We start from the raw sequence: 21534 nt of genomic DNA, 5'->3' as shown, positions 1-21534 counted from the left end.
AGAAATAATGATGTTAGGGTCTTTAATTCCGATTAATTCTGTGGTATTCTTAATAGGTCTCATAAGTTCTTCCTAATGGTAGTTTCGTCGCTTTTCATTATAGTTCTTATGGGACTTTTTGTGTATACTCAAAAAGCTCTATAATCTCTATAGTGGTTTTACCCACTACAGAAATTATAGAGCCGTAATCAGATAAGATCAGCTTTGGCTGGTCTTTTTTTAACCATTTGTAGGCTAAAACTCTCCATTAATGATTTCTTGTAGCTTAATTTACGAACTTTTATTCTAAACGTTTCGGACGGGCTAGTTGGGTTTTGTGGCTCTTTAATTTAGGGATGATTGTTGCTATAATTAGTTCAAGCATAGGAGGATGAATCATGATTGGACCTGTGGAAATGGGTGCTTTGTTGAAAAAAATTCGTTTATCAAAGAATTTGACATTGAAAGAACTTGCTAGTGATTATTTATCAGTATCTTTCTTATCAAAATTTGAACGTGGAGAATCTGATATCTCATTATCTAGATTTTTTCTTTTGTTAGATAAATTGGATGTCAGTATTGAAGAGTTCTATGGTATTTTATCTCAAGATAATCCGACTCATACTGAAAAGTTATTAGAAAGTGCTAGTAAGGCTTATTATCAAAACGATAGTTTATCGTTACAGAAGTACGCTGGAGAAGAGCGTCGTAAATTTGAGCTCACACAAGACAAATCATTTCTCTATAACAGTATTATGCTAGAATCTTTTTTGGCAAGTGTTTCAAATAAAGAGGTTGATGAAAATAAGGTAAGGGAATTAACAGACTATCTTTTTAGCATTGAACAATGGGGAAAAAGAGAGTTAATCATATTAGGAAATAGTATGTCGTTTATTTCCACCCAGACACTTAATGTTTTGACCAAGGAGATTGTGTATAGAACTAGACTTTTTGGAAATAGCGACTCAAATCAAAGAATCCGAATTAGTCTTCTTATTAATGCAGCTTATGAATTTTTACGACGTGATGAACTAGATTCAGCGAAATACTATTTAGATTTAGTCAATGATAGTGGAATTCCTGAGGTCCTCTTATATGAAAGACATGAGTTGATATTTGTAATGGGGTCTTACTTGATAAAGTCGGGTGAAGTTGCTGAAGGGAGAAATCTAATTGAGGGGTGTTTAGAAACTCTTAGGACTTTAGGTGCGGAAAAGTTATTGCTTGCTAAGGAATCAGAGTATCAAGAGTTGTTAAATTCCACTATATGACAATTTTATAGAGTGAGTTAAAAAATAGAATAAACTAAGACCATAGTACGACATCACTATGGTTTTTAATTTTCAATGGATATATGGTATTCCAATGTCTTCAATTTATCCAACTGATTATATACCAAGGTGATTTAGATTGTGAGGAAATCTATGAGAACCTATATTCTTAAATACAAGTATGACAATTTAGTTCATATCCTACTGTTAGCACTGAATGCTGCTATTTTCGTGAGTGCCTCGGTAACCTTAGCTTTAATGACGAATCAGCTGGTATCTAAGCGAATCCAATCTTTTTTAGCTCTCTTAGGTCTAGAGGTAGGTCTTTACATTATTTATTTAGTTTTGAATTATATTATTGCGGTACATCAAACAAAATTAATCCAAAAAATGACTTTGTCTATTCGTCAGTCTTATCTTAGTAAAATTATTCACCATTCTTTTAGTGAATTTAGAAAGAGTGATATTGGAGAGCATCTCTCAGTATTAAATAATGATATCCAATTGATTGAATCAAATGGCTTTTCAAGTATTTATACTCTTTGTTCAACAGTATTCACCACTTTGTTTTCAATTATCGCCTTATTAAGTTATGATGTAAGGATTGTTCTGCTAGCCATTTTTTTAACTTTGTGTCTGACTTATCTTCCCAAACCATTTACCAATAAAATGCAGAAATCAATGGAGATATTTTCCAAAGCGAATGAGGAGCTTGTTTCTGGAATAAGCGATCAGTTATATGGATATGCGGATGTTTATTACGCTAGTCGTAAACAGATATTTCTTAGACAAGTGAGGTCCATTGTTGAGAAATATATTGTACAAAAAATTATTTTTACAAAAAGAAAGACTAGCACTGAGACGCTGATGGCTTTATTTTCAGTTATCGCCCAGATGTTGATACTTCTTCTAACTGGCTTGTTAATTATTTTTGGAAATATTACTGTTGGAACCATTACCTCAGTAGGACAGATATCAGGTAATATTTTTAACTCTCTATCCACCATTAATCAGCTGCAAGTGACCATTAAGTCTGTCAATCCTATCTTAAAAAAATTTCACGATTTTCCAGAGGGTCCAAAGACTTGTATAGCGACAATTCAGGATGTTCATTTTGAGAATGTAAGTTATCATTTTGGAGAGAAGGCTATTTTTGAGGGATTCACCCAAACCTTTAAAAAAGGAGGCAAGTATGCTATTACTGGATGCTCAGGTAGTGGGAAGTCAACCCTGCTTAATATATTCCTAGGCAATCTTAAAGATTACGAGGGAACAATCTTGTTTGGAAAATTGGAGTCAAAAGAGATTGATGAGAACTCAATCGTGTCTAAATGTGCCTATGTTGGGAGTCAAACTCATATCTATAATGATACCTTGAGGAACAATCTAACTCTTTGGAATGAAGTTATTACTGATACGCAGATCAAGGAAGTTCTTGAAAGAGTTAATCTTTTATCTTTCTTAAGTCGTATAGATGAGCAAGTAAGCGACGGTAGCTTTTCGGAGGGTCAAAAACAAAGAATAGGCCTGATAAGAGCGTTTTTAAAAGGAAGTTCTGTTGTGATTTTTGATGAAGCCACTGCAAATCTTGACCATAATAATGCTACTCGTATTGAGCACCTTTTATTAAGTGATCCTAATATCACTTATATCACGGTTACCCACCATCTTATAAAGGGAAATGAACCATATTTTGATAAGATTATTCGTTTGGGAGAGGGGACTGAGTAAATGTTTCATATGATAAATGCTTAGGATTTATTTCAATTTTACTAACGGCAGTCAAAGTGCTATAATGTAAGGGATTGTGAATTTAGCAAGCTTTGCTATTTTCAAAAAAGAAAAAACAAATCAGAGATACAAATCTCTTAGAAGAGGTGAATCCCATGGGACGTAAATGGGCTAATATCGTTGCTAAGAAAACTGCTAAAGATGGTGCAAACTCTAAGGTTTACGCTAAGTTTGGTGTCGAAATTTATGTGGCTGCTAAACAAGGTGAACCAGATCCAGAATCAAACTCAGCTTTGAAATTTGTTTTGGAGCGTGCTAAACAAGCGCAAGTGCCAAAACACGTTATTGATAAGGCCATTGATAAGGCTAAAGGTAACACTGATGAAACTTTCGTTGAAGGACGTTATGAAGGTTTTGGACCAAATGGTTCTATGATTATCGTAGATACTTTGACTTCAAACGTTAACCGTACAGCTGCTAACGTACGTACTGCCTTTGGTAAAAACGGTGGTAACATGGGTGCTTCAGGTTCTGTTTCATACATGTTTGATAAAAAAGGTGTTATCGTTTTTGCAGGTGAAGATGCAGACGCAATCTTTGAACAATTGCTTGAAGCAGATGTAGAAGTTGAAGATGTAGAAGCAGAAGATGGTACTATCACTGTTTATACTGAGCCAACAGATCTTCACAAAGCTTTGGAAGCTCTCCGTGCTAACGGACAAGAAGAGTTCCAAGTGACTGAACTTGAAATGATTCCACAAACTGAGGTTACTCTTGAAGGTGAAGACCTTGAAGTTTTCGAAGGACTTATTGATGCGCTTGAAGCAGACGATGATGTTCAAAAGGTATATCACAACGTAGCAGATATGTAATCTCATTCAGCACTTTCCGTCATAAGGAAAGTGTTTTTATGTGGTCTGTCTAAGGATTTGTCTTGCTTGTCCTGACTTAATCTGATATAGTAGTAGCCAAGTGAATTATTGGAGGAATACGAAATATGAATATGATGCTAGTTTTGGCCATTTATGTGGTCGCAATTGTTGCTTATGTGGCTTTCAGCCGTCGTCGCCAAGCAAAGGCCCAGGAAGATCGTTTTGCAGGTCTTGCTAAGGGTGCTGAAGTTGAAACAATTGGTGGTTTGATTGCTGTTGTTGATGAGATTGATAAAGAGAATAACCGTATCGTTTTGGATGCAGAAGGTGTCTTCTTGACCTTTGATTTGAGTCGTTCAATCATGAAAGTGATTACGCCAGCACCAACTACAGAGACAGCAGAAACAACTAAAAAGACAATTATTGAAGAAGATTCAGCAATTGAGTCTTCTGATGAAAACTAAGATGTGTATTTGAGACTAGGTTAAATCCTGGTCTTTTTGCGTTTTCTAATCTTATCGGTATTAAAAGCTGTTCAGAACCCCTGAAAATGTGGTAAAATAAAGGGTAAACTATATTTAGAGGATATTCCATGTTTAAATTTAGAAAAAAATCTCATCAAGAGGTTCTAGTCAATATTCCCAACCATATTGGCATTATTATGGATGGAAATGGCCGTTGGGCTAAAAAACGTCTACAACCACGTGTGATGGGGCATAAGGCTGGGATGGATGCCTTGCAAAAGGTAACTATCGAAGCGTCACAACTTGGAGTTAAGGTATTGACAGTCTATGCCTTCTCAACTGAAAACTGGTCACGCCCACAGGATGAAGTGAAATTCATCATGAATTTGCCAGTTGAATTTTTTAACAAGTATGTACCAGAATTAGATAAAAACAATGTTCGTATTTTAACTATTGGGGATAATAGTCGTCTACCTAAGGAAACCTTAGATGCTCTTGAAAAAGCAGTTGAGCAGACGAAACATAATTCTGGTTTGGTACTCAATTTTGCACTTAACTATGGTGGCCGTGCGGAGATTGTATCTGCAGTTCAAGCGATTGCTAAAGAAGTTGAAGCAGGCAAACTCTCTCTTGAAGCTATTGATGAAGATCTTATTGCTAAGCATTTGATGACAGACAAGTTGCCTTACCTCTATCGTGATCCGGATTTGATTATCCGTACAAGTGGTGAGCTTCGTCTTAGTAATTTCTTGCCTTGGCAATCGGCCTATAGTGAGTTTTACTTCACGGATGTTTTCTGGCCAGACTTTGACCAGAAAGGTTTACGTCAAGCTATCTCTGACTACAATAAACGTCACCGTCGCTTTGGTGGTGTCTAGAAAGGACCTCTCATGCAAGAACGTTTAATTGGTGGGGGTGTGGCAGCAGCCATTTTCCTCCCATTGCTCTTTATCGGTGGTCTTCCTTTCCAACTTTTAGTTGGAGCTATGGCCATGGTTGCGGTGTCTGAGATGCTTCGTATGAAGCACTTGGAGATTTTCTCTATCGAGGGTATTTTATCAATGGTGGCAGCCTTTATCTTGGCTGTTCCGATTGACCAGTATTTTATCAGCCTTCCAACAAATGCTAGTGTGACAGGATTTGCTGTTATTTCATTTTTGATTCTAGCAGGAACTGTCCTTAATAGCGACCACTATTCTTTTGATGATGCAGCTTATCCCATTGCTTCAGCCTTTTATGTTGGTTTTGGTTTCCAAAATCTTATTGCGGCACGTATGGATAGCTGGGAAAAAGTTCTTTTTGCCCTTTTTATTGTTTGGGCAACAGATATTGGTGCCTACCTCTTTGGTCGTCAATTTGGTCAGAACAAGCTATTGTCAAAAGTATCACCAAACAAGACTATTGAAGGTAGTGTCGGTGGTATCTTATCAGCAATCATTGTAGCCCTTATCTTTGGTTTGATCAACCACGGAGTTTATGCTCCTCACAGCTTCTTCTGGTTGCTTATCTGTACTATTCTCTTTAGTATCTTTGGTCAATTTGGTGATTTGGTAGAATCAGCTATTAAACGCCACTTTGGCGTTAAAGACTCAGGCAATCTCATTCCTGGGCATGGTGGTATTTTGGACCGTTGTGATAGCTGGATCTTTGTTTTCCCAATCATGCACTTCCTAGGACTTTTTTAAGAGTGGAGGTGTCTAGATGAAAGCTATTATTACCTTTTTACTGATTTTCTGTGTGATTGTCGTCTTCCATGAGTTTGGTCATTTCTTTTTCGCCAAACGCTCAGGAATTTTGGTTCGTGAATTTGCCATTGGTATGGGACCGAAAATTTTTGCACATACAGGTAAGGATGGTACCGTTTATACTATCCGTATCCTCCCTTTGGGTGGTTATGTCCGTATGGCTGGTTGGGGTGAAGATACAACTGAGATTAAAACAGGTAGCCCTGCCAGTCTAACGATTGGATCAGATGGTAAGGTAAGACGTATCAACCTTTCGGATCGCCAGGTTGACCAGACGGCTTTGCCTATGAACGTCACTGCCTATGATTTGGAAAATAAGTTAACCATTACAGGCCTAGTCCTAGATGAGACCAAGACCTATGAGGTTGACCATGATGCCACTATCGTTGAGGAGGATGGTACAGAACTTCGTATCGCTCCTAAGGATGTCCAATATCAAAATGCTAGCATTTGGGGACGCTTAATTACCAACTTTGCTGGTCCTATGAATAACTTCATTCTTGGGGTGCTTGTCTTTATTATCTTAGCCTTTGTTCAAGGTGGTGTTCAAGACACATCGACCAACCGTATCCAGGTGGCTGATGGTGGTGCTGCTCAGGTAGCAGGCTTGAAAAATGGTGATGCCATCGAGGCCATCAATAAGGACAAGGTTACTGATTGGGACAGCTTGAAGGAAGCATTGACAGAGAATACTCAAAAATTCTCCAAAGTTGACAGCCTTTCTGTGACGGTTAAGAGAAGTAACGGTCAGGAAGAAACGATCTCTGTTAAACCTAAGGAGAGTCAAGGTAGCTACTTTTTGGGTGTTTCTCCTGCCTTAAAAACAGGTCTAAAAGATAAGATTTTTGGTGGTTTCCAAATGGCTTGGGAGGGGGCCTTCAAAATTCTCGTGGCACTTAAAGGGCTTATCACCAACTTTAGTTTGAATAAACTTGGTGGACCAGTTGCCATGTTCCAGATGTCTGCCCAGGCTTCAGAAAGTGGCTTGATTTCCATTCTTAACCTTATGGGGATGCTCTCAATTAACTTGGGAATTTTCAATCTTATCCCAATTCCAGCCCTTGACGGTGGAAAAATTGTTATGAATATTATTGAAGCCATTCGTCGTAAACCACTTAATCAAGAAATTGAAAGCTATATTACACTTGCAGGTGTTGCTATCATGGTTGTTCTTATGATTGCAGTCACTTGGAATGATATTATGCGTGCTTTCTTTTAATTAGAAACAAAGAAACGAAAGGAAGTCTAAGGGACTTGACCCAAGGGCCAGCCTCCTTAGTATGTAAATGATGAAACAAAGTAAAATGTTGATTCCAACACTTCGTGAAATGCCAAGTGATGCTCAAGTTATCAGTCATGCCCTTATGGTACGTGCGGGTTACGTGCGTCAGGTTTCTGCTGGTATTTATGCTTATATGCCATTGGCAAATCGTGCTATCGAGAAATTCAAAACCATCATGCGTGAGGAGTTTGAAAAGATCGGTGCGGTTGAAATGTTGGCGCCAGCGCTTTTGACAGCAGATTTGTGGCGTGAGTCAGGCCGTTATGAAACTTACGGTGAAGACCTCTATAAATTGAAAAACCGTGATAAATCTGACTTTATCCTCGGTCCAACTCACGAAGAAACGTTTACAGCCTTGGTTCGTGATGCGGTTAAATCATACAAACAATTACCACTTAATCTCTACCAAATCCAATCAAAATACCGTGATGAAAAACGTCCTCGTAACGGTCTTCTTCGTACACGTGAATTTATCATGAAGGATGCTTATAGTTTCCACCAAAACTATGAAGATTTGGATGTAACTTATGAAGACTACCGTAAAGCTTACGAGGCTATCTTTACACGTGCTGGCCTTGAATTTAAGGGAATCATCGGTGATGGTGGTGCCATGGGTGGTAAGGATTCTCAAGAATTCATGGCGGTCACTCCTGAGCGTACAGATCTCAACCGTTGGGTAGTTCTTGACAAGTCAATTGCTTCATTGGATGAGATTCCAGAAGATGTCATGGAAGAAATCAAGAAAGAATTGACATCATGGTTGGTATCTGGTGAAGATACAATTGCCTACTCTACAGAGTCAAGCTATGCAGCTAACCTTGAGATGGCAACAAACGCCTACACACCAGCGACTAAGGTTGTGACTCAAGAAGAAGTGGCTCGTGTTGAAACACCAGATTGCAAGTCAATTGATGAAGTTGCTGCTTTCTTGAATGTTCCAGAAGAACAAACCATCAAGACTTTACTTTTCATCGCTGATGATGAACCAGTAGTGGCTCTTCTCGTCGGTAATGATCAGGTTAACGATGTGAAGTTGAAAAACTACCTTGCTGCTGATTTCCTCGAACCAGCTACGGAAGATGAAGCACGTCAAGTCTTTGGTGCTAACTTCGGTTCCCTTGGTCCAGTTAACCTTCCTGAAAATGTTCGTATCGTTGCGGACCGTAAGGTTCAAGATGTGGCTAATGCGGTCGTTGGAGCTAATGAAGATGGTTACCACTTGACAGGGGTTAACCCAGAGCGCGACTTCAAGGCAGAATACGTGGATATTCGTGAAGTTAAAGAGGGTGAAATTTCACCAGATGGTCAAGGTGTCCTTCAGTTTGCGCGTGGTATCGAGATTGGTCATATCTTTAAACTTGGGACACGTTACTCTGAAAGTATGGGTGCTAATGTTCTTGATGAAAATGGCCGTGCTGTTCCAATTATCATGGGATGTTACGGTATCGGTGTTAGCCGTATCTTGTCAGCTGTAATCGAACAACATGCACGTCTCTTTGTTAACAAGACACCAAAAGGTCAGTACCGCTATGCATGGGGAATTAACTTCCCTAAAGAATTGGCTCCGTATGATGTTCACTTGATTACAGTTAACACTAAGGATGAAGAAGCCAATGCTTTGACAGAACGTTTAGAAGCTGCTCTTATGGCTGAAGGCTATGATGTCTTGACAGATGATCGTAATGAGCGTGTTGGTTCTAAATTCTCAGACAGTGACCTCATTGGACTTCCAATCCGTGTGACAGTTGGTAAAAAAGCTAGCGAAGGTGTTGTCGAAGTTAAAATCAAGGCAACTGGTGATACTATTGAAGTTAATGCCGATAACTTGATTGAAACACTTGCTATCTTAACAACAGAACAAGATGCTTAAGATTAAAAAATCTTTTCTTGCTGGAGCAGGAAGAGATTTTTCTTTTGCAGTGACAATGATAAATTGAGAGAAAAGAGAGTAAATTCCAATTTGACAGAATTGTCTAAATAGTGTAAACTTAAAACTATCATAACTACGGAGGCATCACATGCTTAATAAAGCGACCCATTTGGGAAATCTTAAAGCTTTTTATTACTTTAGTTTCTTTAGATAGGACGTTTGTGTTTCAGGATACAAGCGTCAGTCAGTTTGTATCTATGAAGCTAAAGCATTTTGTGATGGATTAGCCGATTAGATGAATAGGTCTAACCGGTGACATAAGCTAGCCTATGCTAGTCAAGATGCAGAAAACCAGTTGGGCCTGTCCTAACTGGTTTTTTCATACCGTGGTCTATTTTTAGTTTTCTTTTGACCTTTAGATGTCTAAAAAATGGTGAATTCTAGCCAACTTTTTATAAGGTCAAAAGGTGATGGTCTTTGGACGACGGACTTTAGGATCTGATGAAGCGATGTAAGGTCTAATTCGTTTTCTTTTGACCCTATCGTCTCGGAAAAAGCATAAAAGAAAATTGGAAATAGATAGAATAAAAAATAGAGGTATACAAGATGAAGAAATTCTTGGTCAGTATGATGGCTATTATCACAGCTGTCCTCTTGGTAGCATGTTCCAATGCTTCTAATAAAGATTTGGTTCACGTCGGTGTGCTCCAATATGTGGAACATCCTTCCTTGTCAGCGACACGTAAAGGGTTCATTGAAGAACTCAAAGAGGAAGGTTATGTTGACGGTAATAACATCAAAATTGATTATCAGAATGCACAAGGGGATCAGTCTAACTTGCAGACGATTTCTCAGTCGCTTATTGAAGATAACGATCTTATGTTGGCTATCGCAACCCCAGCAGCCCAGTCTTTGAGTAGTTTGACAAAGGACAAGCCAATTCTCTTTACAGCTGTCACAGATCCAGTCTCAGCTAAACTGGTTAAGTCTATGGACAATGTTGGAGGAAATGTGACAGGGACAAGTGACATGTCCCCTATCAACAAACAAGTTGAGTTGTTGAAAAAGGTCCTTCCAAACACTAAAAAAGTTGGGATTATGTACACGACCAGCGAGCGTAACTCAGAAGTTCAGGTTGAAGAAGCCAAGAAATACTTCAAGGAAGCTGGTATCGAAACGGTTATCAAGGGGATTTCATCAACCAATGATATCCAAGACACAGCCAAGAGCTTGATGAGTCAGACCGAAGTGATTTTCATCCCAACTGATAATACTATTGTTAGTGCTATTAATACCTTGGTAGATCTTTCTAAAGAGACTAAGGTTCCAGTTGTTGGTAGTGACGCTGGTAGTGTAGAAAAAGGTGTCCTATTCACTTATGGAACCAACTATGAAGCGCTTGGACGTCAAACAGGTAAGTTGGCAGGCCGTGTTCTCCGAGGTGAGAAGGTCAAGGATGTCGATGCCGAGTATCCTAAAACCCTAAATGTTGTGGTTAACCATGACATGGCTAAAGAACTTGGTATTGATGTTTCTAGCATTAGTGACGAGGAATCTAAAGCATCAACACAAGATGACAAACCAATTGCTAAAAAAGATAAGGGTGTCATTAAGCTTAAGGTCAATAAGTCTTCTAAAAAAGGATTTTCAAATGTGGTGCTAACAGCCATTTCTCAGGGGCTTCTCTGGGCTATTATGGCAATTGGGGTCTTCATTACCTTCCGTATTTTGGACCTTGCTGATTTGACAGCTGAGGGGGCCTTCCCTCTTGGTGCTGCTACGACAACTATCATGATTATCCGTGGGATCAACCCAATCTTTGCGACTCTAGGTGGTTTTGTAGCTGGTATGCTTGCTGGAGCTGTGTCTGGCTTTATGCATACGAAAATGAAGATACCAGCACTCTTAACGGGGATTATTACCTTAACAGGGCTCTATTCAGTTAACCTTTTGGTTCTTGGCAGTGCCAATGTCTCTCTTTCAGGCCACAACACGCTGGTGACTATGGTGATGGATCTTGGTCTATCTAAGCTGAATGGTGTGATTCTATTAGGACTGATTTTTGTTAGTCTGGTAGTACTTATGTTGGTTGTTCTCCTTAATACACAGGTTGGACTTGCTCTTCGTGCAACAGGTGATAACCTTGCCATGGGTGAAGCTAATGGTATCAAGGTTGACCGTATGAAGATTCTTGGCTACATGATTTCCAATGGTTTGATTGCCCTATCAGGTGCCCTCCTAGCTCAAAACAATGGCTATGCGGATATGAATATGGGTACTGGTACAATCGTAAATGGCTTGGCTGCAATCATCTTGGCTGAGGTTATCGTCAAGTATCTACCACTTGGCAAACGCCTCTGGTCAATTGTCGTAGGAGCTGTTCTCTACCGTTTGGTCTTGGTTATTATCCTTGCCATGAACGTTGATGCTCAAATGTTGAAATTGGCTTCAGCCATCTTGCTTGCTATCATCCTTTATGTGCCAGAAGTACGACAAAAACTGAAAATCAGACCTAACAAATCCTTGACTCCAGGAGGTGACAAGTAATGGCTTTACTTAGTTTACAACAGATTCATAAAACCTTTGAAAAAGGCACGGTCAATGAAAATCACGTCCTTCGTGGTTTGGATCTCGACATTGAACAGGGAGATTTTATCTCTGTTATTGGGGGAAATGGTGCTGGTAAATCAACCTTGATGAATTCAATTGCTGGTGTTCTTAGCATTGATGAGGGGGATATCTTGTTGGAGGGGCAATCTATTAAGAAAGCATCTGTAGATGAGCGCTCTAAAGACATTAGTCGTGTTTTCCAAGATCCTCGAATGGGGACAGCGACAAACCTTTCTATCGAAGAAAATATGGCGATTGCCTATCGTCGTGGTAAGAAACGTAGCTTCTTTAAAAAGTCTATCACTGAAAGCGAGCGTCAAGTCTTCAAGGAAGCCTTGGTAGATCTTGGTCTTGGTCTTGAGAATCGTATGAAGACTGATGCTAATTTCTTGTCAGGTGGACAACGTCAGGCTTTAACACTTGCTATGGCAACTTTGGTTCGTCCAAAAATCTTGCTTTTGGATGAACACACAGCAGCCCTAGATCCTAAGACAAGCGATATGGTCATGAATCTGACACGTAAGATTGTTGAAGAACAAGAATTGACAACCCTTATGATTACCCATAATATGGAACATGCTATCGAATATGGGAACCGTCTAGTCATGCTCTATCATGGTAAAATCGTCGTCGATGTGCGAGGTGAGGAAAAGAAAAACCTCACAGTTGCAGAACTTATGGACCTCTTCCACAAAAATAGTGGACAAGTCCTCAATGACGATGCCTTGGTGCTCGGTTAATAAACAAAAAAAGAAACTATCCAAAGTTCAGATTTTGGGTAGTTTTTTCTTGACTATTTTTGACCAAGTGCTAAAATAAATATATGGATTAGCACTCATAGTTTATGAGTGCTAAAAATAACGTTTCACACGTTACTAATAACAAATAACATTTGGAGGTAATTGGTATGGCATTGAAACCATTGGGCGATCGTATCGTTGTCCGTTTTGAAGAAACAGAAGAAAAAACAGCTAGTGGCTTTGTATTGGCAGGAGCCAGTCATGAAGCTACAAAAACTGCTGAGGTTTTGGCAGTAGGTGAAGGAATCCGTACTCTTACTGGTGAATTGATTGCACCTAGTGTTGCAGCAGGCGATAAAGTTCTTGTTGAAAATGGTGCAGGTGTCAATGTTAAAGACGGAGATGATTCCGTTTCAATTATCCGTGAAGCAGATATTTTAGCAGTCCTAGCTTAGGTCTATGCTAATCAGAAATAAAGTAAGATAAAGAAGGAGTAACTATGGCAAAAGATATTAAATTTTCATCAGATGCACGCGCAGCAATGGTCCGTGGTGTTGATACTTTGGCTGATACAGTTAAGGTAACGCTTGGTCCTAAAGGTCGTAACGTGGTTTTGGAAAAAGCTTTTGGCTCACCTCTTATCACTAATGATGGTGTGACAATTGCTAAAGAAATTGAACTCGAAGATCACTTTGAAAATATGGGTGCTAAGCTTGTCAGCGAAGTGGCTTCAAAAACGAATGATATTGCCGGTGACGGAACAACTACAGCCACTGTTTTGACACAAGCTATTGTCCGTGAAGGTCTCAAAAATGTAACGGCTGGTGCTAATCCAATCGGTATCCGTCGTGGGATTGAAGCAGCTGTAGCTACAGCTGTGGAAGAGCTTAAAGCCATTGCTCAACCAGTTGCTAATAAGGAAGCTATTGCCCAAGTCGCAGCGGTTTCATCACGTTCTGAAAAAGTTGGTGAATACATTTCAGAAGCTATGGAACGCGTTGGTAATGACGGTGTTATCACTATTGAAGAGTCTCGTGGTATGGAGACTGAACTCGAAGTGGTTGAAGGTATGCAGTTTGACCGTGGTTATCTTTCTCAGTACATGGTTACTGATAATGAAAAAATGGTCGCTGACCTTGAAAATCCATTTATCCTTGTGACTGACAAGAAAATTTCAAATATTCAGGATGTCCTTCCACTCTTGGAAGAAGTGCTTAAGACAAGTCGTCCACTCTTGATCATTGCTGATGATGTGGATGGTGAAGCTCTTCCTACACTTGTTCTTAACAAGATTCGTGGAACTTTCAATGTTGTTGCTGTTAAGGCGCCTGGCTTTGGTGACCGTCGTAAAGCGATGTTGGAAGACATTGCCGTATTGACAGGAGCGACTGTTATTACTGAGGATCTTGGTCTTGAACTTAAGGATGCAACTATGGCAGCACTCGGTCAAGCTTCGAAAGTAACTGTGGATAAAGATAGCACAGTTATCGTTGAAGGTGCAGGAAGCGCAGAAGCAATTGCTAACCGTGTTAACCTTATCAAGTCTCAATTGGAAACAACAACATCTGAGTTTGACCGTGAAAAACTTCAAGAACGTTTGGCTAAATTGTCAGGTGGGGTTGCAGTTGTTAAGGTTGGTGCGGCCACTGAAACAGCCCTTAAAGAAATGAAACTTCGTATCGAAGATGCCCTTAACGCTACTCGTGCCGCTGTTGAAGAAGGTATCGTAGCAGGTGGGGGTACAGCTCTTGTTAACGTCATTGCTAAGGTTGCTGAACTTGATCTTGAAGGTGACGACGCTACAGGACGTAACATTGTCCTCCGTGCCTTGGAAGAACCAGTTCGCCAAATTGCTTATAACGCTGGTTATGAAGGTTCAGTTATCATCGATAAATTGAAGAACAGTCCAGTTGGTACAGGCTTTAACGCTGCTAACGGTGAATGGGTAGATATGGTTGAAGCAGGAATTATTGACCCTGTTAAGGTCACACGTTCTGCCCTCCAAAATGCCGCTTCTGTAGCTAGTCTTATCTTGACAACTGAAGCAGTTGTTGCCAACAAACCTGAACCAGAAACTCCAGCAGCACCAGCTATGGATCCAGGAATGATGGGCTACTAAGAGTTTAAAAAAGCAAAAGAAAAAACCTAGGAAAAGTCGAGAAACTTTTTCTGGGTTTTCTTTTTTTCAATTATTTGTTGTTAATTACTGAAAAGGGTTAAATGTATCAGAACTTCCTTGTTGACCTGCCATTTGCATCATCATTTGTTGTTGTCTAATGCGTTCTGCTTCCTTATTCGTATTGATAGAAACAGCAAGAAGGATGATCCAACCGATGAATGTCCAGCCTAGAAGAAAGGATAGGATAAAGATTGGCCATTTTTTATCTGTTTTATTTAGAAGAGCTGGTAATATAAGAAGTACTACCAAGGGGAAATTAATGATGACGGAGAGAAGAGCCGTGATCAATCCGGCACTAAGATCATCACTGGCAATTCCCAAGAGTATCATTCCAAGAGCCCAGAGGATAGCTGGGATGGAAGCGACGGCTAACATGATGAAGTTTGTTTGGGTTTTCTTGTCTTGTTTCTTCCAAGTATCATTTAGATTTTTGCTTGCTTGTTGGAAAGTTTCACCAGTTTGATTCGCAAATTGGTTAACAGTCTGACTGGCATTTTCTACAACAGGTTTAACTTGTTCCTGGAAGGTCTTTGATTGATTTTCTTGAGCTAGGTTAGTTGCTTGGAAAGTCTCTTCTTCATCTGCTGTAGAGTTAGTGAGTGGCTCTTCAGCAACATCATAGCTGTCAACATTTTTTTCGGCAGTTTCTACCACTTCTGTTGATGGTGCAGATTCTGCTGGTTCAACAACTTCTGAATCTTGCTTAGTTTCTACAGTCTCTTTTTGTGAGACAGTTTCTGTTACTTCGACAGTTTGTTTGGGAGTTTCTCGGACAAACTCGCCTTTCTGAGCTGCTTCAGCCATTTCTTGAATACTTGGATTACGACCATTAACTGCTTGGAAAAAATCGATCCAATCTTGTTGCTTCATGTGTATAACCTCCAGATATCTTGATTAAAAAATGTTGATAATTACAATTATAGCAATAGTGTAAGGGGATCGCAATGGGAGTCTTTACTTTATTTCCTTATAATCTTCTTATCACTAAAGATGGGAAAGAGAAAGAAATAGGTTAGGACATAGACCACTAGAGGATATATCAGTGGATTATAGTCCCAGGCTCCTTGCCAATCTAGGTGTAAGAGTCTAACACTAGCGCGTGTTAGGCCTGTGCTCCAAGCTTTAAGGCCAAATGGTCTTAGGATTAAACTGAGTGGTGTTGGAAGATGCAAAAGGTAGACTCCATAAACTGCCACTAAAACTAAGAGATATAATCTAAAAAAACGCTGGTGGTAGGCCCACAAGCGTGTAAAATAGTTTTTCATTAGCCAATAACTGCAAAGAGTTTTTGAGCGTTTGATTGGCGAGTAGCATCCATGATGAGGAATAAGTCAACAATTGACCAGATACCACATCCACCACACGTCAAAAGTTTACCAACACCGAGACCAATTTGTCCTAACAAAAAGCGGTCAATTCCAAGAGTCCCACCTAGAAGTGAAATAATCAACAACATTGTTGGATCTTGGAAGCTGATTGAGTAAAGCATTGAAAGTTGTTGCTCAGGAAGTGCTTCAAGACGTTGACGGATGTACTGAACTTGTTCTGTTGGGAAATACTTGGCGTTAATGGTTATCCATTGATCGACTGGATTCATAAATTAAATACCCCTCAAATTTTAAATGATATGTAAAGGATAACATATTGTAAAGGGAGATTCAAGGCGGTCAAGGCTTTTGAAGTCAATAAAAGTAACTTATTTGCAAGCTTCCACTGTGTCATAACTAGAGGATCATTAGGATAATCCTTTCGCACTATGCTTGAGAATGAGCCTACTTCTATTATTTGTGATTTCTCAACCCTTGTTCAAAACTGTCTGAGCTCGCCTTAACAGTGATTTTGTCGAGTGTTAAGGGATGGGTGAAACTAAGGGTGTGAGCGTGGAGCATGAGTCGAGATGCGGGGCGGTGGCTATAAAGAGGGTCCCCCAGAATGGCATGCCCATGGTGGGCCAGATGCACACGAATTTGGTGGGTCCGACCGGTTTTTAGTTGACAGTTGACCAGACTAGCTCCTTTGAAGGCTTTGAGGCGCGTGATGGTTGTATAGGCAACCTGCCCTTTTCTAGGATCAACCACTCGTTTTCTACGGTCATGGCGGTCGCGTCCAATCTTGTCTTTGTACACAGTCTCCTTGGTCTGAAATTTACCTTCAGCCAAAGCCCAGTATTGACGCTGAATCTTCTTATCTTCCAAGAGTCTATTGAGAATTGGCAGGATAAACGGATTTTTTGCGAAGAGTACAGCCCCACTAGTTTCCATGTCTAGTCGATGAACGACGTAACAGGTTTGCCCACAATAGGCCGAAACATGGTTAAGTAGAGCAATTTCTGTGGGTTCATTACCATGTGTTTTCATTCCTTCAGGTTTATTGACCACGATGAGATGCTGATCTTCATAGAGAGGTTCTACTAAACTGGCATTTCCCATAGGGATAATTTTTTCAGGGTAGTCCTCTGTATCAAAGGTCAGGCTAATCTTATCACCTTTTTCAACAGGACTCTGCCAATTAATAGTCTCTCCATTGATGAGGACGTGCTTTTTCGTGCGTAGGAAATGACGAATCTTACGAGGAATGAGGAGCTTAGTTTCGAGCAAGTCTTTGACGGTTGTTACAGGATAGGGATTGATAATTTCTACGTGTAAAGTCATGGTTTCATTATATCATGAACGTTTAAAAGAGGACAGAATCTGTAAAAACTTGGTATAATAGGGTTATGACATTTTTTGATAATCTAAAAAACAAACTTTTTAAAGAAGAAAATAGCGGAAAGGGCAAGGATTCCCAGCCTGCTGAAAAATCGAAGAATTTACAAAATAAGATAAAGGGACTCTTTGCTAAGAAACCTGATGAGGTTGAACAAGCCGTTGAAGACTTAGATATGTCTCAGGAAAGTCAAGAGACGTCACGTTATCAACGTTCTAAGCAAAAGAAACCTATTGATACGACCCAACCTTTAGGTAAGGTTCAGGCGTTCTTGAGCAAGTTTACACTTTCGCCAAGAAATCCTATTCGTCGTTTCTGGCGTCGTTATCATATTGGTAAAATTCTCTTTATCTTGGTAGCAGTGCTAGTTCTGACAGTAGGTTCCTACCTTTTCTATATTGCCAAGACGACCAATGTTTCAGATCTTCAAGATGCCTTGAAAGCAACTACGGTTATCTATGACAAAGAAGGCAATCAAGCTGGTTCTTTGTCAGGGCAAAAAGGGACCTATGTGGAGCTGGATGCCATTAGTGATAGCCTGGAGAATGCTGTTATTGCAACTGAGGACCGTACCTTCTATGAAAATAGCGGGGTTAACGTCAAGCGATTCCTCTTGGCCATTGTATCTATGGGACGCTTTGGTGGTGGCTCGACCATTACCCAACAGTTGGCTAAAAATGCCTTCTTAACACAAGAACAGACAGTCACTCGTAAGGCCAAGGAATTCTTCCTCTCTTTGGAATTAACCAAGAAATACAGCAAGCAAGAAATCCTTACCATGTACCTCAATAATGCCTACTTCGGAAATGGGGTTTGGGGTGTTGAAGATGCTAGTCAAAAATACTTCGGGACAAGTGCTGCCAATCTAACCGTTGATGAAGCAGCGACCCTCGCTGGTATGCTTAAGGGACCTGAAATTTACAACCCAATTGATAATATCAAAAATGCGACCAACCGTAGAAACACTGTCCTCGCCAACATGGTTGATGACAAGAAGTTGAGTCAGGCAGACGCCGACAGTGCGGCTGGAGTTGATATGGCTAGTCGTCTGGATGATACCTATCAAGGGACTGGCGATGACTACAAGTATCCGTCTTACTTTGATGCCGTCATTGAAGAAGCTACGAAAACTTATGGCTTGAGTGAGGATGAAATCGTTAAAAATGGCTACAAAATCTACACAGAGATGGATGCCAACTCACAAGCTAACATGCAGCAAACCTACGAAAATACCTATCTCTTCCCTACATCAGAAAGTGATGGTAGTACAGCTCAGTCAGCTAGTGTGGCACTTGATCCAACAACTGGAGCTGTCCGCGGTCTGGTAGGTCGTGTAGGTGGTACCAGTGATACAACCTTCCGTAACTTTAACTATGCAACTCAAGGGAAGCGTAGTCCTGGTTCAACTATCAAACCTTTAGTGGTCTATGCACCAGCTCTGGCTTCAGGATGGAGCATCAATAAGGATCTTCCGAATAAACCAATCGACTATAATGGCTATACCCCAACCAACTACGGTGGTGTTGAGACAGAGGATGTGCCCATGTATCAAGCTTTGGCCAACTCCTACAATATCCCAGCAGTTTACCTCTTTAATCAAATCGGTATTCAAAAAGGGATCAGTTACGGTCAAAAATTCGGTCTCAACTTTGACAATGTTCCAGAAGAACTGGGAATTTCACTTGGTGGTGGTGTGACAGCTAGTCCTCTTCAAATGGCTCAGGCTTATGCGACCTTTGCTAATGGTGGTGAGATGAACACGGCTTATTTCATCACTAAAATTGAAAATGCCAGTGGTGACATTATTGCTACCCATAGTAAGAAGTCTAAACGTGTTATCAGCCAGTCAGTAGCTAACCAGATGACCAGCATGATGCTTGGTACCTTCTCAAATGGTTCTGCTGTGAATGCCAACTACACAGGTTATACTATGGCAGGTAAGACAGGTACTGTTCAGGCTGAATTTAACAAGGATTTGACTAGTGACCAGTGGGTGATTGGTTATACTCCTGATGTGGTTATGACGACCTGGATCGGTTTTGATAAGACTGACGAGAGTCACTACCTAACAGGGGCTAGCTCGGGAACAGCTTCGACGATTTTCAGCTACATCGCTGCGGATGTTTTGCCAAATACACCAGGTACTGAGTTTACCGTTGAAAATGCCTATGCAGCTGATGGTCAAACACTAGACTATACGGCAGATCCAAATGACTCGCGCAATAGCAGTAACAAGTCATGGACAGACAAGGCATCAGACGTTGTGAATGACGTTAAAGATCAGGCAAGCAGCCTTTGGGATAAGATTACAGACTCCTTCTCAGGTCTATTCAGATAGCTTGTCAATTGCATTTAAAAGTGGTAAGATAAAAAGAACGGAGGCGTTATGGCACAGAAAAAAGCAAGCCTAGCGTGTGCTGAATGTGGGAGCCGAAACTACTCAATTAATGTGAGTAGCACTCCCAAACCAACACGACTAGAAGTTAACAAATTTTGTAAACATTGTAAAAAATACACCTTGCATAAGGAAACAAGATAGGAGACACCGTGAGACAAACTGGAAGTATTTTCAAAGTCTTGAAAGACACGACTTGGCCAGACCGTAAACAACGCTGGCATGATTTTATTTCAGTTCTTGAGTATACTGCGTTCTTCACTGTCATCATCTATGCGTTTGATGAATTGTTGAGTCGCGCTATGTCAGCACTGATTAACTTTTTCTAAAGAAAACACAAAAAGAGTGGGAATGCCTGCTCTTTTTTGTTATAATAAATGCAGATAAAAGCGAGAACGAGGGCCACCAGGCTTTTTTATTACGCTTTGAATTAAACCATAGACATTCATTGACATTTAACACTCGCATCTAGAAGATAGCTAGCCAAAGGTGTTTAAATGTCATTTAGAAAAAAGAAAGGAATCCTAAAATGCTAGATTCATTCGACAAGGGCTGGTTCGTCCTTCAAACCTATTCAGGATACGAAAACAAAGTTAAAGAAAACCTTTTGCAACGTGCCCAAACTTATAACATGCTTGAAAATATCTTGCGTGTTGAAATCCCAACTCAAACGGTCAATGTTGAGAAAAACGGTAAAGTTAAAGAAGTGGAAGAAAACCGCTTCCCTGGTTACGTTCTTGTTGAGATGGTAATGACAGACGAAGCCTGGTTCGTTGTCCGTAATACTCCGAACGTTACTGGTTTCGTTGGTTCTCACGGTAACCGTTCTAAACCAACACCACTTTTGGAAGAAGAAATCCGTCAAATCTTGATTTCAATGGGTCAAACCGTTGATGTCTTTGATACTAATATCAAGGTTGGTGACGTGGTTCAAATCATCGATGGTGCCTTTATGGGTCAAGAAGGCCGTGTTGTAGAAATTGAAAACAACAAGGTTAAAATCATGATTAACATGTTTGGTTCTGAAACAGCTGCTGAACTTGAACTTTACCAAATCGCTGAACTTTAAGATAGATAAAAAGAGGTTGGGCTAAGAGACTTCAACCTTGGAAGACTATCTCATTAAACTTGAGGGAGAGGCTAGAAGCTAGATTTCTGAAATTTAGTTCTGTGTCACTCCCTTTTTTCTAACGGATGATGATGAATTACAAACGATTTTACGATAGGATTAGCGCTCCTTTGCGTTCTTACGCTAAGGTTTTAGAAGGGTTGAACAAGCTTATAACTAGGACTTTTTACCTGCTTTTCCCTATATTTCTTATTTGGGTATGGCTAAGGAATGGTTGGTTTGTTCTCTCTACGACAGTGCTTATTATGGGAGGAGGCTTTTTCCTTCTTTCTCTTGGTCGTAGCCTCTATAATCGACCGCGTCCATACCAGACCTGGGCTATTCAACCCCTTATTAAGAAGGACAGTCTGGGTAAGTCCTTTCCCAGTCGGCATGTTTTCTCAGCGACTGTCATTGCTATGTTGGCACTGACGCTTAACCCCTGGCTAGGTGGGGCTATGCTTTTTCTGGCGGGCGCTCTAGCTCTTCTGCGCGTGCTAGGTGGTGTCCACTATCCTAGTGATGTTTTGGCAGGCTATGCCATTGGGATTCTTGTAGGTCTCCTTCTTTATCTTTAGAAAA

General features: G+C 40.3%; 21 protein-coding genes. 17 read left to right on the top strand and 4 right to left on the bottom strand.

Features of this window, described 5'->3' with window-relative positions; all coding sequences use genetic code 11:
- Nucleotides 1-377 precede the first annotated feature (377 nt).
- The 12 genes from AX662_RS08930 to groL all read left to right on the top strand — a co-directional run bounded on the left by AX662_RS08930 (nt 378) and on the right by groL (nt 14683).
- A complete protein-coding gene (locus tag AX662_RS08930) occupies nt 378-1250 on the top strand; it encodes a helix-turn-helix domain-containing protein (protein WP_037600167.1) in 873 nt (290 codons plus the stop codon).
- Between the two features lie 153 nt (nt 1251-1403).
- Entirely contained in the window at nt 1404-2981 is a 1578-nt protein-coding gene (locus tag AX662_RS08925; RefSeq protein ID WP_022496557.1) for an ATP-binding cassette domain-containing protein, read from the top strand.
- A 155-nt stretch (nt 2982-3136) separates the two neighbouring features.
- Nucleotides 3137-3853, top strand: a complete 717-nt coding sequence (locus tag AX662_RS08920; protein ID WP_002883635.1) for a YebC/PmpR family DNA-binding transcriptional regulator — start codon at nt 3137-3139, stop codon at nt 3851-3853.
- A gap of 125 nt (nt 3854-3978) precedes the next feature.
- Entirely contained in the window at nt 3979-4317 is a 339-nt protein-coding gene (locus tag AX662_RS08915) for a preprotein translocase subunit YajC (RefSeq protein ID WP_022496558.1), read from the top strand.
- Nucleotides 4318-4445: 128 nt separating this feature from the next.
- The gene (locus AX662_RS08910) at nt 4446-5195 is read left to right on the top strand and encodes an isoprenyl transferase (protein ID WP_060972221.1); all 750 of its coding nucleotides are present in this window, start codon (nt 4446-4448) and stop codon (nt 5193-5195) included.
- Between the two features lie 12 nt (nt 5196-5207).
- Complete coding sequence (locus AX662_RS08905) at nt 5208-6002, top strand: phosphatidate cytidylyltransferase (RefSeq protein WP_060972220.1); 795 nt, start codon at nt 5208-5210, stop codon at nt 6000-6002.
- 16 nt (nt 6003-6018) lie between these two features.
- Nucleotides 6019-7281 (top strand): RIP metalloprotease RseP, encoded by a 1263-nt coding sequence (rseP, locus tag AX662_RS08900; RefSeq protein ID WP_060972219.1) that lies wholly within the window; start codon nt 6019-6021, stop codon nt 7279-7281.
- A 70-nt stretch (nt 7282-7351) separates the two neighbouring features.
- Complete coding sequence (locus AX662_RS08895) at nt 7352-9214, top strand: proline--tRNA ligase (RefSeq protein ID WP_142246465.1); 1863 nt, start codon at nt 7352-7354, stop codon at nt 9212-9214.
- A gap of 606 nt (nt 9215-9820) precedes the next feature.
- A complete protein-coding gene (locus tag AX662_RS08890) occupies nt 9821-11761 on the top strand; it encodes an ABC transporter substrate binding protein (protein ID WP_060972218.1) in 1941 nt (646 codons plus the stop codon).
- A complete protein-coding gene (locus AX662_RS08885; protein ID WP_002883592.1) occupies nt 11761-12564 on the top strand; it encodes an ABC transporter ATP-binding protein in 804 nt (267 codons plus the stop codon). Before AX662_RS08890 ends, AX662_RS08885 begins: the two co-directional genes overlap by 1 nt.
- Nucleotides 12565-12731: 167 nt before the next feature.
- Nucleotides 12732-13019: a co-chaperone GroES gene (gene groES / locus AX662_RS08880; RefSeq protein WP_002883604.1), complete on the top strand. Its 288-nt coding sequence runs from the start codon at nt 12732-12734 to the stop codon at nt 13017-13019.
- A 44-nt stretch (nt 13020-13063) separates the two neighbouring features.
- Entirely contained in the window at nt 13064-14683 is a 1620-nt protein-coding gene (gene groL / locus AX662_RS08875; RefSeq protein WP_060972217.1) for a chaperonin GroEL, read from the top strand.
- An 84-nt stretch (nt 14684-14767) separates the two neighbouring features.
- Here the strand turns inward: groL and AX662_RS08870 are convergent, their stop codons facing one another.
- The 4 genes from AX662_RS08870 to AX662_RS08860 form a co-directional block, all read right to left on the bottom strand.
- On the bottom strand, nt 14768-15613 hold the full coding sequence (locus tag AX662_RS08870; RefSeq protein ID WP_060972216.1) for a superinfection immunity protein: 846 nt from the start codon (nt 15611-15613) through the stop codon (nt 14768-14770).
- An 89-nt stretch (nt 15614-15702) separates the two neighbouring features.
- Entirely contained in the window at nt 15703-16008 is a 306-nt protein-coding gene (locus tag AX662_RS10445; RefSeq protein WP_073685728.1) for a DUF2752 domain-containing protein, read from the bottom strand.
- Complete coding sequence (locus AX662_RS08865; protein WP_013989998.1) at nt 16008-16340, bottom strand: TM2 domain-containing protein; 333 nt, start codon at nt 16338-16340, stop codon at nt 16008-16010. Before AX662_RS08865 ends, AX662_RS10445 begins: the two co-directional genes overlap by 1 nt.
- Before the next feature lie 184 nt (nt 16341-16524).
- Nucleotides 16525-17394, bottom strand: coding sequence for an RluA family pseudouridine synthase (locus AX662_RS08860; RefSeq protein ID WP_060972215.1), 870 nt, complete (start codon nt 17392-17394; stop codon nt 16525-16527).
- Nucleotides 17395-17459: 65 nt separating this feature from the next.
- On the opposite strand from AX662_RS08860, the gene pbp2a reads away from it, so the two are divergent.
- The 5 genes from pbp2a (at nt 17460) to AX662_RS08840 (ending at nt 21530) form a co-directional block, all read left to right on the top strand.
- Nucleotides 17460-19787, top strand: a complete 2328-nt coding sequence (gene pbp2a / locus AX662_RS08855; RefSeq protein ID WP_060972214.1) for a penicillin-binding protein PBP2A — start codon at nt 17460-17462, stop codon at nt 19785-19787.
- A gap of 48 nt (nt 19788-19835) precedes the next feature.
- Nucleotides 19836-19988 carry a 50S ribosomal protein L33 gene (gene rpmG / locus AX662_RS10440; protein ID WP_002886472.1) on the top strand — a complete coding sequence of 51 codons (153 nt, stop codon included), beginning with the start codon at nt 19836-19838 and terminating at the stop codon, nt 19986-19988.
- Nucleotides 19989-19996: 8 nt separating this feature from the next.
- On the top strand, nt 19997-20173 hold the full coding sequence (secE, locus tag AX662_RS08850; RefSeq protein ID WP_002883656.1) for a preprotein translocase subunit SecE: 177 nt from the start codon (nt 19997-19999) through the stop codon (nt 20171-20173).
- Between the two features lie 200 nt (nt 20174-20373).
- On the top strand, nt 20374-20913 hold the full coding sequence (gene nusG, locus AX662_RS08845) for a transcription termination/antitermination protein NusG (protein ID WP_002883644.1): 540 nt from the start codon (nt 20374-20376) through the stop codon (nt 20911-20913).
- A 128-nt stretch (nt 20914-21041) separates the two neighbouring features.
- Complete coding sequence (locus AX662_RS08840; RefSeq protein ID WP_060972213.1) at nt 21042-21530, top strand: phosphatase PAP2 family protein; 489 nt, start codon at nt 21042-21044, stop codon at nt 21528-21530.
- Nucleotides 21531-21534 lie beyond the last annotated feature (4 nt).

Origin of the sequence: Streptococcus sp. CCH5-D3, from assembly GCF_001556435.1 — a bacterium.
Classification (GTDB): Bacteria; Bacillota; Bacilli; order Lactobacillales; family Streptococcaceae; genus Streptococcus.
Note: the sequence above shows the minus strand (reverse complement) of the source record. Positions and strands in the feature narration are given on the sequence as shown.

What these genes read in the sequence shown, in the direction of transcription:
- AX662_RS08930 (WP_037600167.1), top strand. Translation starts at nt 378, where the DNA reads ATGATTGGACCTGTGGAAATGGGTGCTTTGTTGAAAAAAATTCGTTTA.
- AX662_RS08925 (WP_022496557.1), top strand. Translation starts at nt 1,404, where the DNA reads ATGAGAACCTATATTCTTAAATACAAGTATGACAATTTAGTTCATATC.
- AX662_RS08920 (WP_002883635.1), top strand. Translation starts at nt 3,137, where the DNA reads ATGGGACGTAAATGGGCTAATATCGTTGCTAAGAAAACTGCTAAAGAT.
- AX662_RS08915 (WP_022496558.1), top strand. Translation starts at nt 3,979, where the DNA reads ATGAATATGATGCTAGTTTTGGCCATTTATGTGGTCGCAATTGTTGCT.
- AX662_RS08910 (WP_060972221.1), top strand. Translation starts at nt 4,446, where the DNA reads ATGTTTAAATTTAGAAAAAAATCTCATCAAGAGGTTCTAGTCAATATT.
- AX662_RS08905 (WP_060972220.1), top strand. Translation starts at nt 5,208, where the DNA reads ATGCAAGAACGTTTAATTGGTGGGGGTGTGGCAGCAGCCATTTTCCTC.
- rseP (WP_060972219.1), top strand. Translation starts at nt 6,019, where the DNA reads ATGAAAGCTATTATTACCTTTTTACTGATTTTCTGTGTGATTGTCGTC.
- AX662_RS08895 (WP_142246465.1), top strand. Translation starts at nt 7,352, where the DNA reads ATGAAACAAAGTAAAATGTTGATTCCAACACTTCGTGAAATGCCAAGT.
- AX662_RS08890 (WP_060972218.1), top strand. Translation starts at nt 9,821, where the DNA reads ATGAAGAAATTCTTGGTCAGTATGATGGCTATTATCACAGCTGTCCTC.
- AX662_RS08885 (WP_002883592.1), top strand. Translation starts at nt 11,761, where the DNA reads ATGGCTTTACTTAGTTTACAACAGATTCATAAAACCTTTGAAAAAGGC.
- groES (WP_002883604.1), top strand. Translation starts at nt 12,732, where the DNA reads ATGGCATTGAAACCATTGGGCGATCGTATCGTTGTCCGTTTTGAAGAA.
- groL (WP_060972217.1), top strand. Translation starts at nt 13,064, where the DNA reads ATGGCAAAAGATATTAAATTTTCATCAGATGCACGCGCAGCAATGGTC.
- AX662_RS08870 (WP_060972216.1), bottom strand. Translation starts at nt 15,613, where the DNA reads ATGAAGCAACAAGATTGGATCGATTTTTTCCAAGCAGTTAATGGTCGT.
- AX662_RS10445 (WP_073685728.1), bottom strand. Translation starts at nt 16,008, where the DNA reads ATGAAAAACTATTTTACACGCTTGTGGGCCTACCACCAGCGTTTTTTT.
- AX662_RS08865 (WP_013989998.1), bottom strand. Translation starts at nt 16,340, where the DNA reads ATGAATCCAGTCGATCAATGGATAACCATTAACGCCAAGTATTTCCCA.
- AX662_RS08860 (WP_060972215.1), bottom strand. Translation starts at nt 17,394, where the DNA reads ATGACTTTACACGTAGAAATTATCAATCCCTATCCTGTAACAACCGTC.
- pbp2a (WP_060972214.1), top strand. Translation starts at nt 17,460, where the DNA reads ATGACATTTTTTGATAATCTAAAAAACAAACTTTTTAAAGAAGAAAAT.
- rpmG (WP_002886472.1), top strand. Translation starts at nt 19,836, where the DNA reads ATGGCACAGAAAAAAGCAAGCCTAGCGTGTGCTGAATGTGGGAGCCGA.
- nusG (WP_002883644.1), top strand. Translation starts at nt 20,374, where the DNA reads ATGCTAGATTCATTCGACAAGGGCTGGTTCGTCCTTCAAACCTATTCA.
- AX662_RS08840 (WP_060972213.1), top strand. Translation starts at nt 21,042, where the DNA reads ATGATGAATTACAAACGATTTTACGATAGGATTAGCGCTCCTTTGCGT.